We start from the raw sequence: 11,650 nt of genomic DNA on the forward strand, positions 1-11,650 counted from the left end.
ACGCAACGATGAACAGATGCCCGACACAGAACCCGGCAACCAGTCCGTCGACGGCGACGTCGGATTCCGCATCGACCCCGTCCTCGCCCGCAGCTGGCTGCTGGTCAACGGCGCGCAGTACGAGCGGTTCGCGCCTGCGGGGCGGTCCCGCGCCGACGTCGTGGTACTCGACATCGAGGACGCGGTAGCCCCCAAGGACAAGCTCGCCGCCCGCGACAACGTGGTCCGCTGGCTGAGCGACGGCCACACCGACTGGGTGCGTGTCAACGGGTTCGGCACCGCCTGGTGGGCCGACGACCTCGACGCGCTCGCCCCGACGTCGGTCGGCGGGGTGATGCTGGCGATGGTCGAATCAGTCGACCATGTGACCGAGACCGCCAAACGGTTGCCGAACGTGCCGATCGTCGCCCTCGTCGAAACGGCGCGCGGCCTGGAGCGCATCACCGAGATCGCAGCAGCCAAAGGGACATTCCGGCTGGCGTTCGGGATCGGCGACTTCCGCCGCGACACCGGGTTCGGCGAGAGCCCGACCACCCTCGCCTATGCGCGGTCGCGGTTCACCATCGCGGCCAAGGCCGCACACCTGCCCAGCGCCATCGACGGTCCGACGGTCGGCTCGAGCGCGCTCAAGCTCAGCGAGGCGACCGCGGTGTCGGCCGAATTCGGCATGACCGGCAAGATCTGCCTGATGCCCGAGCAGTGCCCGATCGTCAATGACGGGCTCTCCCCGTCGCTCGAGGAGATCGGTTGGGCGAAGGAGTTTTTCACCGAGTTCGAACGCGACGGCGGCGAGATCCGCAACGGGTCGGACCTACCCCGGATCGCCCGGGCCAGCAAGATCCTGGACCTGGCCCGCGCCTACGGCATCGAGGTCTCGGAGTTCGACGACGTCGACGACCCGGCGCACATCCCGGCGCCGTCGGACACCTACCACTACTGACTCTCGGCGCGCCGTCGCCGGCGGAGAGCACGCAGACTGCGGATCAGCCCGCGACTCGCATAGACGCCTGCGATGACCGTCAGGATGATCAGCACGATGAACATGACCAGCCAGTTCGACCGGCTGTGGCTGACGTGCCACCACACGATCGTGAAGAGGATCGCGCAGACGAACACCACGATGTCGCGCCAATTGCCTTCGTAGGAGGCGGCGGCCATGCGCAGTTGGCGGGTCTTCTCGGCGGTCGCGATCAGGTCGTCGATGCGCTGATCGATGGCCCGCTGCAGCCGTTCCCGGCGCTCGGTCTGCTCGGGTGGAATCCGTGCGAGCAGATCGAGGTCCTTGACGATGGCACCGCGGACGTCCGGCCCCTTGATGCTGCCCGCAGCAATGCCCAACAACGCCCCACCGGCGATCGGCGCTGCGCCCATGGCGATTTCAGCGATTCCCGGCATTCAGTCCTCCATCAACGTCGCGGCCAGCGTGCCGCCGAGTTCGTAGGCCCGCTCACGCACACCGGCGTCGACGCGGCCGACCACCTCGAGCACGTCGGCGGCCTTGGCCAGGGCCAGCCCGGTCGCAAGCTTTTCTACCGCGTCGACCGCACCCACGGTGTCGTTATTGCCATGCACCCATACTCCGTAAGGGCGGCCGGCGACGTGGTCGAGGCTCGGGTAGTACACCGTGTCGAAGAAGTGCTTGAGTGCGCCGCTCATGTAGCCGAAGTTCGCGGTGGTGCCGAACAGGTAGCCGTCCGCGTCGAGCATGTCGGGCAACGTGGCGGCCAGCGCCGGGCGGACCACCACGTCGACGCCCTCGATGTCGGGGTCGTTGGCGCCGTCGAGAACCGCCTCGAGCAGTTCCCGCGTCCCCGGCGACGGGGTGTGATGCACGACCAGCAGCGTCTTGCTCACCTGCGCTCCTCCATCTCGACCGCCTTGCGCATCGTCTCCCTGGCGCGGCTGCGGTCACCGGCGTAGTCGTAGGCCCGCGCCAGCCGGTACCAGCGCACCCAGTTGTCCGGGTCGTTCTCCAACTCGTCGCGAACCTTCACGAACAGCGCGTCGGCCGCCTCCCGGTCGATGCGTCCGGAAGCCCTGCGCGGCAACGCGCTGACGTCGAGCTCCATGCCGTGCTCGCGGGCGAGCCGGGCGAGCCGCTGATGGGCCAGCCCCGCGCGCAGCGTGCTGACCATAGCCCAGGCGCCGATCAGCGGCAGGATCATCAGCGCCAGCCCCAACCCGATCGCCGCCGGCTCCCCCGTGCCGACGAACGCCATCGCGATCCGGCCGAGCAGCACGAAGTAGACGACCAGCGCGACGCACATGAAGACGATGAGCACTTGGATGCGCACCGCGTTGCGTCCGTCGTCGGCCATCAACGCGCTCGGTTCTTCGCGCGAGCGCTCATCGGTGCCCTCGGTTCTTCGCGCGAGCGCTCATCACAGGTCGAGCAGGGGTTCGATTCCGACGGTCAGTCCCGGCCGCTCGGTGACTCGTCGCACGGCGAGCAGGACGCCGGGCACGAACGAGGTGCGATCGATGCTGTCGTGGCGGATCGTCAACGTCTCCCCCGCAGTGCCGAACAACACCTCCTGATGGGCGACCAGACCGGCCAGCCGAACCGAATGCACAGGGACACCGTCGACGTCCGCACCCCGGGCGCCGTCCAGGCCGGTGCTGGTGGCATCGGGGTTGGGCGGCATGTCTTTTCGCGCCTCGGCGATGAGCCGGGCGGTCCGTGCCGCGGTGCCCGACGGCGCGTCGGCCTTGTGTGGATGGTGCAGCTCGATCACTTCGACCGATTCGAAGTACCGGGCGGCCTGCTTGGCGAAGTGCATGCACAGCACCGCGCCGATCGCGAAGTTCGGAGCGATGAGGACCGAGACACCCGGCGCCTCGGTCAGCCAGCGCTCGACCTGGCTGAGCCGATCGTCGGTGAAGCCGGTGGTGCCGACGACGGCGTGTATCCCGTGCTCGACGAGGAACCGGAGGTTGTCCATGACGACATCCGGATGGGTGAAGTCGATGACGACGTGGGTGTCGGTGTCCACCAGTCGGTCGAGCGGCTCGTCGGCGTCGATCCCGACGGTGAAGGTCATATCGTCGGCGGCCTCGACGGCCTCGACCATCGTCGTGCCGACCTTGCCTTTGGCGCCCAGAACTCCGACTCGCATGCCGTCACCCTAGGCGATCAGGCATTACGCAGACTTGTCGGAGGTTCGAACTAGTGTTCGAGTTATGGCGATTGCGCGTGATTCGGTCGATGCGGTGGTCGCTCGGCTGCGTGCGGTGCGTGAGCAGATCTCCGGTCTGAACGTCGACGCATTGACCCCGGTCGAGCGCCTCGAGCTGCTCGGCGAGCTGGAAGTCGATCGGCGCAGTCAACCCGCTGCCGAGCACCGGTTGCTGCAAGCTCTGGTCAACCAGAGCACCGCCGGGGAGATGGGCGGTGCGAACTGGCCGCACGTCCTTACCGAGCGGCTGCGGATCAGCCGAGCCGAGGCGCGTCGGCGCCTGGCCGAGGCCGCCGACCTCGGCCCGCGCACCGCATTGACCGGTGAGGCGTTGGAGCCGATGCTGCCCGAGGTCGCCAAGCGTCAGGCCGCGGGCGAGTTGGGTGCCGAGCACGTGCGCATCATCCGGACCTTCTTCGCGGAGCTGCCCGTTGGCGTCGATCTGCCGACCCGGGAGTCCTGCGAACACACGCTGGCTGCACTGGCGGCCGAACACACCCCCGAGGTCCTGGCCAAAGCCGCCGCGCGGCTGGCCGCCTATGTCAACCCCGACGGCGAGTTCAGCGACCGCGACCGCGCCGCCAAACGCGGGCTCAGCATCGGGCCACAGGGCGCCGACGGTATGAGTGCGATCCGCGGGCGCCTCGACCCCGAGGCCCGCGCCACCCTGGACGCCGTGCTGGCCAAGCTGGCCGCCCCGGGCATGTGCAACCCCGACGACGAAAAACCCTGCGTCGACGGCGAACCCGACGAGGAGACCGTGCGCCGCGACTACCGCAGCCCAGCCCAGCGCAATCACGACGCGCTGACCGCGATGGGCCGAGCCCTGCTGGCCTCCGGCCGGCTCGGTGAGCACAACGGGCTGCCGGTGAGCCTGATCGTCACCACCACCTTGCAGGACCTCGAAGCCGGTATCGGCCACGGGATCACCGCCGGCGGCACCATGCTGCCAATGCGCGAGGTCATCAAGCTGGCCAGCCACAGTTACCACTACCTGGCCGTCTTCGACAAGCACACCGGCCAAACGCTCTACCTGGGCCGCACCAAGCGCCTGGCCAACCGGGCCCAGCGCATCGTCCTCTATGCACGCCATCGCGGCTGCACCAAGCCCGGCTGCCCGGTCCCGGCCTACTGGACACAGGCGCACCACGCCGCTGCGGACTGGATCGACGGCGGCGAAACCAATGTCGACGACCTCACGTTGGCGTGCGGGCCCGACAACCGGCTGGTCGAAACCGGCGGCTGGACCACCCGCATACGGGATGACGGACGCACCGAGTGGATTCCGCCACCGCACCTCGACCGCGGGCAATCCCGCGTCAACAGCTACCACCACCCCGAAGAACTCCTCGACTGCGACGGCCGAACCGGTGATGACCCGTGACGACGCGACCTACCATCAGCGCCATGCGTGGCTTCAAGATCTTGATCACCGGGGTGACCGGTCAGGTCGCCCTGCCCGCTGCGCGCGCGCTGGCCGCCGAGAACGAGGTCTGGGGCATCGCGCGGTTCACCGATGCCGGGGCCCGCGAGCGGCTCGAGAAAGCCGGTGTGCGCTGCGAGACCGTCAACATGGCCGCGGGCGACTTCGCATCCCTGCCCACCGATTTCGACTATGTACTCAATCTCGCGGTAGCCAAGAGCGGCCGGTGGGACAAGGACCTGGCGGCGAACGCCGAGTCGGTCGGTCTGTTGATGGCGCACTGCCGTGGCGCGAAGGCATTTCTGCACTGCTCCTCGGCCGCGGTCTACGACCCGCCGGACGACGAGCTCCGCACCGAACGGACGGCACTGGGCGACAACCACAGACCTCTGCTGCCGACGTACTCCATCTCGAAGATCGCCGGGGAGACGGTTGCCCGAACGATGGCCCGGGTGCTCGGTATGCCGACGACCATCGCGCGGCTCAACGTGCCCTATGGCGACAACGGCGGGTGGCCGTTCTTCCACCTGGAGATGATCCTGGGCGGCATGCCGATCCCGGTGCCCCCCGGCGGTCCCGCCCGCTACAACCCGATCCACGAGGACGACATCATCGCGATGATCCCGAACCTTCTTGCCGCCGCCTCCGTTCCGGCCACCACCGTGAACTGGGCCGGTGACCAGGTCATCAGCCTGCAGCAGTGGTGTGAGTATCTCGGCTCGCTGGTCGGCAGCGAACCGGTCTTCGAGGTGAGCCCAGAGGCGTTGCGCGGCAACCCCGTCGACGTGAGCGCCATGCGCGAACTGGCCGGTGGCACCACGGTGGACTGGCGCGACGGGATGCGGCGCATGGCGGCCACGTTTCACCCCGAGCTGATCGGGTCATAGCGTCACAGCGGCGATGCGCCCCGCAGGTGCTCGAAGATCAACGACGTCTGCGTACCGGCCACATCCGCGTCGGCGTTGAGGTTGTCCACCACGAAGGAGCGCAGATCGTCGGTGTCGCGCGCGGCGACGTGCAGGATGAAATCGTCGGCCCCTGCGAGGAAGTACACGTCCATCACCTGGGGCATGCGCCGGATCTGCTCGATGAAGCTGCTGATCTTGCCGCGGGCGCTGGACTGCAGGCTCACCGAGATCATCGCCTGCAGGTGCAGCCCGATCGCCGCCGGATCGATGTCGGTGTAGAACCCGCGGATCACGCCCAGATCCTGCAGCCTGCGCACCCGCCCGTGGCAGGTCGACGGCGCGATGCCCACCTGGTCGGCCAGCGTGTTGTTGGAGACCCGCGCGTCGCGATGCAGAACGGTCAGGATCCGGCGATCGACATCGTCGAGCGCGACCGGCCGAACATCCTTCAACGAGCCGGCCTGCCGACCCCTCGATGTTGACGATCTTTCGCTCATAACCCCAGAATATTGAACTTTACGCGGCCTCATTGCGCTATGTCCGAATTTTCTTCACAGTGGTTCAAGCCCGCGATTCGAGGAGCGGATCATGCGAGTCGGCGTCCCGACCGAGATCAAGAACAACGAGTACCGCGTTGCCATCACCCCGACGGGGGTCGCCGAACTGGTGCACCGAGGCCACGAGGTTCTCATCCAGTCGGGCGCGGGCGAGGGGCTCGTCGCTCTCCGACGCCGACTTCAAGCGCGCCGGCGCTCAGCTGATCACCAGCGCCGATCAGGTGTGGGCCGAAGCCGAGCTGCTGCTCAAGGTCAAGGAGCCCGTCGAGGCCGAGTACCACCGGATGCGCCGCGGTCAGACGCTGTTCACGTACCTGCATCTGGCCGCGTCCAAGGGCTGCACCGACGCGCTGATGGCTGCGGGCACAACCTCGATCGCCTACGAGACCGTTCAGACCACCGGCCCAGACGGATCACGTGCCTTGCCGCTGCTGGCGCCGATGAGCGAGGTCGCCGGGCGGCTGTCGGCGCAGGTCGGCGCCTATCACCTGATGCGCAGCCACGCCGGCCGCGGCGTGCTGATGGGCGGCGTCCCCGGCGTCGCACCCGCCGAAGTCGTGGTGATCGGCGGCGGTGTCGCCGGCTACAACGCCGCCCGGATCGCCAAGGGCATGGGCGCACACGTCAACGTGTTCGACGTCAACGTCAACACGCTCCGCAAGATCGACAACGAGTTCAACGGCAGCATCGAGACCCGCTATTCGTCGTTGCTCGACCTCGAAGACGCCGTCAAGGGCGCCGACCTGGTCATCGGCGCGGTGTTGGTGCCCGGCGCCAAGGCCCCCAAGCTGGTGACCAACTCGACCGTCGCACGGATGAAACCCGGCGCGGTGCTCGTCGACATCGCCATCGACCAGGGCGGATGCTTCGAGGACTCCCGACCGACCACCCATGACGACCCGACCTTCGCGGTGCACGACACCGTCTTCTACTGCGTCGCCAACATGCCGGGCGCGGTGCCGCGCACGTCGACGTTCGCGTTGACCAACGCGACCATGCCCTACGTGCTCAAGCTCGCCGATTTGGGCTGGCAGGACGCCTGCCGGGCCGATGCGGCGCTGGCCGAGGGCCTGTCCACCCACGACGGTGCGTTGTTGTCCGAGCAGGTGGCACGCGATCTGGATCTGCCCTGCACCGACCCGGTGTCCGCGCTTGCCTGACACCTCGCGCAGGCGACATTGACCGCTCCATGGGTCGCCGTCGGCAAACCATAGGGATTCGCCTGATTCCTTCCGACTCGGCCATCCCATACCGTTTAGTCCAGCGGCTGGCGCTGGGGGGCGCGTGGGGGGACAGCCGCTCACCAGTCGCCCCCGGCCACGGGGGGTGGTCGGGGCGACCTGGGGAAATGTCTGAGGTCAGCCCGCGATACTCCGAAGCGGTTGCGGCAACGCCCTTTTCGATGTTTGCGGACCGAGGACTGCACCGCCGAAGGGTCGGGTCAGCAGCCGGTGCGCGACGGCGTTCACCTCTTCGAGGGTGACCGCGTCGATCCTCGCCAGCGTCTGCTCGATGGTGCGGTGTTCGCCGTAGTGCAGTTCGCTGCGACCGATGCGGTGCATCCGCGAGCCGGAATCCTCCAGGCCGAGGACCAGACCGCCACGCAGGGAACCCTTGGCGATGCGGCACTCCGATTCGGTGAGCCCGTCGCGGGCCACGGTCTCCAGCACATCGGTGGTGACCCGGACGACCTCGTCGAACCGCTCCGGCAGGCATCCGGCGTACACCGACAGCGCACCGCCGTCGGAGAAGGTGTCGACCGTTGAGTACACGGAGTAGGCCAGCCCGCGCGTCTCCCGGATCTCCTGGAATAGACGCGAACTCAGCCCGCCGCCGAGCGCGGTGTTGAGCACCGACAGTGCCCAGCGATGCTCCCAGTGGCGGCCCGGCGTGCGGACGCCCAACGTCAGATGCGTCTGCTCGCAGTCCCGGTTGACCAGTTGCAGGCCCGGCTGCCCGCTCACCCGGCCCGTGCCTTTGCGCGGCGGCAACGGGGCACGATCACGCATCAGTCGCGGACCGAAGTACTCGCGCGCCAGCGACACCACCTCGTCGTGGTCGATGTTGCCTGCGACCGCGAGCACCATCCGCTCGGGCCGGTAGCGCCGGGTATGGAAGGACCGCAGTTGATGCCGCGTCATCGCCGAAATCGACTGAACACTGCCGATCACCGGCCTGCCGACCGGGTGACCGCCGAACATCGCCGACAGGAAAACGTCGCCCAGCGTGTCCTCGGGATCGTCGTCGCGCATGGCGATCTCCTCGAGCACGACGTCACGTTCCACCTCGACGTCGTCGGCTGCGCACCGGCCACGCAGCACCACGTCGGCGACCAGGTCGACTGCCAACTCCAGGTCGGAATCGATGACATGCGCGTAGTAGCACGTGTGCTCGCGTGCGGTGAACGCGTTGAGCTCACCGCCGACCGCGTCGACCGCCTGCGCGATGGCCACCGCGGTGCGCGTCGGGGTCGACTTGAACAGCAGGTGCTCCAGGAAGTGCGCCGCGCCCGCCACGCTGCGCCCCTCGTCGCGGGACCCGACGTTGACCCAGACGCCCACCGATGCCGAACGCACCGATGGGACGTACTCGGTGACCACACGCAGCCCACCGGGCAGCACGGTGCGGCGCACCATCGCTGACGAACCGTCGCCGCTGCCGGCGCGGCGCAATGCCCTAGCTGTTGGCCGCGGCGGCATCTGCCGGTGCAGTCTCAGGACTGGACGCCGACGCTCCGTCTTCCTGTTCGTCGACGAGGATCAGCGAGATCTTGCCGCGGTTGTCGATGTCGGCGATCTCCACGCGCAGCTTGTCGCCGACCTTGACGACGTCCTCCACCTTCGCGATGCGCTTGCCGCGGCCGAGCTTGGAGATGTGCACCAGCCCGTCACGGCCCGGCAGCAGCGACACGAACGCACCGAAGTCGGTGGTCTTGACCACGGTTCCGAGGAACCGCTCGCCGACCTTCGGCAGCTGCGGGTTGGCGATCGCGTTGATCTTGTCGATCGCGGCCTGCGCCGACGGGCCGTCGGTCGCGCCGACGAACACGGTGCCGTCGTCCTCGATCGAGATCGACGCGCCGGTCTCCTCGGTGATCGAGTTGATCATCTTGCCCTTGGGCCCGATCACCTCGCCGATCTTGTCGACCGGGACCTTGATCGTGGTGATCCGCGGCGCGTACGGGCTCATCTCGTCGGGGGCGTCGATGGCCTCGGCCATCACCTCGAGGATGGTCAGCCGCGCATCCTTGGCCTGCGCCAGCGCACCCGCCAACACCTGCGACGGAATGCCGTCGAGCTTGGTGTCCAACTGCAGGGCGGTGACGAATTCCTTGGTGCCCGCGACCTTGAAGTCCATGTCGCCGAACGCGTCCTCCGCGCCGAGGATGTCGGTCAGCGCGACGAACCGGCGCTCGGTCTTGCCGTCGGCGCCCTCTACCTCCACGTCGTCCGAGACCAGGCCCATCGCGATACCCGCGACCGGAGCCTTCAGCGGCACACCGGCGTTGAGCAACGACAGCGTCGACGCGCACACCGAACCCATCGAGGTGGACCCGTTGGAGCCCAACGCCTCGGAGACCTGACGGATGGCGTACGGGAACTCCTCGACACTGGGCAGCACCGGCATCAGCGCCCGCTCCGCCAACGCGCCGTGGCCGATCTCGCGGCGCTTCGGCGACCCGACGCGACCGGTCTCACCGGTCGAGTACGGCGGGAAGTTGTAGTGGTGCATGTAGCGCTTGCTGGTCTCGGGGCCCAGCGAGTCGATCTGCTGGGCCAGCTTCATCATGTCCAGTGTGGTGACGCCCAGGATCTGGGTCTCGCCGCGCTCGAACAGCGCGCTACCGTGTGCCCGCGGGATGACGGCGACCTCGGCGCTCAGCGCGCGGATGTCGGTGATGCCGCGACCGTCGATGCGGAAGTGGTCGGTCAGGATACGTTGCCGCACCAGCTTCTTGGTGAGCGAGCGGAACGCGGCACCGACCTCTTTCTCACGACCGGCGTACTGATCGGCGAGCCGTTCGAGCACCTCGACCTTGATCTCGTCGGTGCGGTCGTTGCGCTCCTGTTTGCTCGCGATGGTCAGCGCCTCAGAAAGCGCTTCGGTGGCCACCGAGGCCACCGCGTAGTAGACGTCGTCGCCGTAGTCGGGGAACACCGGGTAGTCGCCCACCGGCTTGGCGGCGCGGTCGGCCAGTTCCTGCTGCGCCTCGCAGAGCGTCTTGATGAACGGCTTGGCGGCCTCCAGACCCTCGGCCACAACGGCTTCCGTCGGTGCCTGGGCGCCACCGGCGATCAGCTCGACGACCTTGTCGGTGGCCTCGGCCTCGACCATCATGATGGCTACGTCGTCCTCATCGAGCACCCGGCCCGCGACGACCATGTCGAACACGGCACGCTCGAGCTGCTCGACTGTCGGGAACGCCACCCAGGTCCCGTCGATCAGCGCGACCCGCACCGCGCCGATGGGCCCGGAGAACGGCAGACCCGCCAGCTGGGTCGACGCCGATGCGGCGTTGATGGCCACCACGTCGTACAAATCGTTGGGATCCAGGCTCATCACGGTGACGACCACCTGGATCTCGTTGCGCAGGCCGCTGACGAACGACGGACGCAGCGGCCGGTCGGTCAGTCGGCAGGTCAAGATCGCGTCGGTCGACGGGCGACCCTCGCGGCGGAAGAACGAGCCGGGGATGCGCCCGGCGGCATACATGCGCTCCTCGACGTCGATGGTCAGCGGGAAGAAGTCGAAATGGTCCTTGGGGTTCTTGCTGGCCGTCGTCGCGGACAGGAGCATGGTCTCGTCGTCGAGGTAGGCGACGGCCGAGCCGGCGGCCTGCTGAGCGAGCCGGCCGGTTTCGAAGCGGATGGTGCGGGAGCCGAAGCTTCCGTTGTCGATCACGGCGGTCGATTCGTAGACGCCGTCTTCAATTTCAACTACAGACATGGGTGTCCGGTTGGCCTCTCTGGTTCACTGTTCAGCTGTTTCGCGTCGTCACAGCGGTCGAACCATCGGCCTCGATGCGGCTACGGCCGTCGATCGAAGCTGCCGGCAGTCAGATCCGGCAGCCACTACCGAAGACCGCGCGATCGAGCGGGGTCCGATATGACGCTCGCGGGAGCGGTACTCGCGGAACTGCGAAACCGCACCCGAGTCGTTCGCGCCGAGGCGGCTGACGAACCAGACCATCGTACTCTGCCGCAGGTACCGGGCCGAAATCCCGACGGGCCGGGGCAGGCCGCCCGGAATGGGTGCCTCGTCGTCAGCGACGCAGGCCGAGGCGCTCGATCAGCGAGCGGTAGCGCGCCACGTCGACCTGTGCGACGTACTTGAGCAGCCGGCGCCGACGGCCGACCAGCAGCAGCAGACCGCGCCGCGAGTGGTGGTCGTGCTTGTGCACCTTCAGGTGCTCGGTCAGGTCGGCGATGCGCCTGGTCAGCAGGGCGACCTGAGCCTCCGGGGAGCCGGTGTCGGTGTCATGCAGGCCGTACTCGCCCAGGATGGTCTTCTTCTGTTCGGCGGTGAGCGCCACGAAATCAACTCCGTCTGTTTCAGTCCGCGGGATCATCTGACGGCGTGGCCGCC

11 protein-coding genes and 1 pseudogene are annotated in these 11,650 nt (G+C 67.9%); 4 read left to right on the forward strand and 8 right to left on the reverse strand.

Annotated features, from left to right (window positions below; genetic code table 11):
- The first annotated feature begins 16 nt into the window (after window positions 1–16).
- Entirely contained in the window at window positions 17–940 is a 924-nt protein-coding gene (locus K3G64_RS23585; RefSeq protein ID WP_238887786.1) for an HpcH/HpaI aldolase/citrate lyase family protein, read from the forward strand.
- On the opposite strand, the gene K3G64_RS23590 is transcribed toward K3G64_RS23585, so the two are convergent.
- The 4 genes from K3G64_RS23590 to dapB form a co-directional block, all read right to left on the reverse strand.
- Complete coding sequence (locus K3G64_RS23590) at window positions 934–1,395, reverse strand: hypothetical protein (RefSeq protein WP_238887788.1); 462 nt, start codon at window positions 1,393–1,395, stop codon at window positions 934–936. The genes K3G64_RS23585 and K3G64_RS23590 overlap by 7 nt on opposite strands.
- Window positions 1,396–1,854: a flavodoxin family protein gene (locus tag K3G64_RS23595; protein WP_238887789.1), complete on the reverse strand. Its 459-nt coding sequence runs from the start codon at window positions 1,852–1,854 to the stop codon at window positions 1,396–1,398.
- Window positions 1,851–2,318 (reverse strand): hypothetical protein, encoded by a 468-nt coding sequence (locus K3G64_RS23600; RefSeq protein WP_238887796.1) that lies wholly within the window; start codon window positions 2,316–2,318, stop codon window positions 1,851–1,853. The genes K3G64_RS23595 and K3G64_RS23600 overlap by 4 nt, the downstream gene beginning before the upstream one ends.
- A 63-nt stretch (window positions 2,319–2,381) precedes the next feature.
- Window positions 2,382–3,116 carry a 4-hydroxy-tetrahydrodipicolinate reductase gene (gene dapB, locus K3G64_RS23605; RefSeq protein WP_238887798.1) on the reverse strand — a complete coding sequence of 245 codons (735 nt, stop codon included), beginning with the start codon at window positions 3,114–3,116 and terminating at the stop codon, window positions 2,382–2,384.
- Between the two features lie 64 nt (window positions 3,117–3,180).
- Here dapB and K3G64_RS23610 point away from each other — a divergent pair, with 64 nt between their 5' ends.
- Both K3G64_RS23610 and K3G64_RS23615 read left to right on the forward strand, forming a co-directional pair.
- The gene (locus tag K3G64_RS23610; protein WP_238887799.1) at window positions 3,181–4,560 is read left to right on the forward strand and encodes an HNH endonuclease signature motif containing protein; all 1,380 of its coding nucleotides are present in this window, start codon (window positions 3,181–3,183) and stop codon (window positions 4,558–4,560) included.
- A gap of 23 nt (window positions 4,561–4,583) precedes the next feature.
- Complete coding sequence (locus K3G64_RS23615) at window positions 4,584–5,486, forward strand: NAD-dependent epimerase/dehydratase family protein (RefSeq protein ID WP_238887806.1); 903 nt, start codon at window positions 4,584–4,586, stop codon at window positions 5,484–5,486.
- Between the two features lie 2 nt (window positions 5,487–5,488).
- Here the strand turns inward: K3G64_RS23615 and K3G64_RS23620 are convergent, their stop codons facing one another.
- Window positions 5,489–6,004: an Lrp/AsnC family transcriptional regulator gene (locus tag K3G64_RS23620; protein ID WP_238887808.1), complete on the reverse strand. Its 516-nt coding sequence runs from the start codon at window positions 6,002–6,004 to the stop codon at window positions 5,489–5,491.
- Window positions 6,005–6,095: 91 nt separating this feature from the next.
- Between K3G64_RS23620 and ald the strand changes: the two are divergent.
- Window positions 6,096–7,224, forward strand: a pseudogene (ald, locus tag K3G64_RS23625) (alanine dehydrogenase).
- Window positions 7,225–7,422: 198 nt separating this feature from the next.
- Here the strand turns inward: ald and K3G64_RS23630 are convergent.
- The 3 genes from K3G64_RS23630 to rpsO all read right to left on the reverse strand — a co-directional run bounded on the left by K3G64_RS23630 (window position 7,423) and on the right by rpsO (window position 11,597).
- Window positions 7,423–8,700 (reverse strand): M16 family metallopeptidase, encoded by a 1,278-nt coding sequence (locus K3G64_RS23630; protein WP_370647025.1) that lies wholly within the window; start codon window positions 8,698–8,700, stop codon window positions 7,423–7,425.
- A 40-nt stretch (window positions 8,701–8,740) separates the two neighbouring features.
- Window positions 8,741–11,011 carry a polyribonucleotide nucleotidyltransferase gene (locus tag K3G64_RS23635; RefSeq protein ID WP_238887817.1) on the reverse strand — a complete coding sequence of 757 codons (2,271 nt, stop codon included), beginning with the start codon at window positions 11,009–11,011 and terminating at the stop codon, window positions 8,741–8,743.
- A 316-nt stretch (window positions 11,012–11,327) separates the two neighbouring features.
- A complete protein-coding gene (gene rpsO, locus K3G64_RS23640) occupies window positions 11,328–11,597 on the reverse strand; it encodes a 30S ribosomal protein S15 (protein WP_238887819.1) in 270 nt (89 codons plus the stop codon).
- Window positions 11,598–11,650 lie beyond the last annotated feature (53 nt).

This window comes from Mycobacterium sp. IDR2000157661 (assembly GCF_022317005.1).
GTDB lineage: Bacteria > Actinomycetota > Actinomycetes > Mycobacteriales > Mycobacteriaceae > Mycobacterium.

Excerpts from the sequence above, each read along its gene's own strand:
- K3G64_RS23585 (WP_238887786.1), top strand. The coding sequence starts at position 17 with ATGCCCGACACAGAACCCGGCAACCAGTCCGTCGACGGCGACGTCGGA.
- K3G64_RS23590 (WP_238887788.1), bottom strand. The coding sequence starts at position 1,395 with ATGCCGGGAATCGCTGAAATCGCCATGGGCGCAGCGCCGATCGCCGGT.
- K3G64_RS23600 (WP_238887796.1), bottom strand. The coding sequence starts at position 2,318 with ATGGCCGACGACGGACGCAACGCGGTGCGCATCCAAGTGCTCATCGTC.
- dapB (WP_238887798.1), bottom strand. The coding sequence starts at position 3,116 with ATGCGAGTCGGAGTTCTGGGCGCCAAAGGCAAGGTCGGCACGACGATG.
- K3G64_RS23610 (WP_238887799.1), top strand. The coding sequence starts at position 3,181 with ATGGCGATTGCGCGTGATTCGGTCGATGCGGTGGTCGCTCGGCTGCGT.
- K3G64_RS23615 (WP_238887806.1), top strand. The coding sequence starts at position 4,584 with ATGCGTGGCTTCAAGATCTTGATCACCGGGGTGACCGGTCAGGTCGCC.
- K3G64_RS23620 (WP_238887808.1), bottom strand. The coding sequence starts at position 6,004 with ATGAGCGAAAGATCGTCAACATCGAGGGGTCGGCAGGCCGGCTCGTTG.
- K3G64_RS23630 (WP_370647025.1), bottom strand. The coding sequence starts at position 8,700 with ATGGTGCGCCGCACCGTGCTGCCCGGTGGGCTGCGTGTGGTCACCGAG.
- K3G64_RS23635 (WP_238887817.1), bottom strand. The coding sequence starts at position 11,011 with ATGTCTGTAGTTGAAATTGAAGACGGCGTCTACGAATCGACCGCCGTG.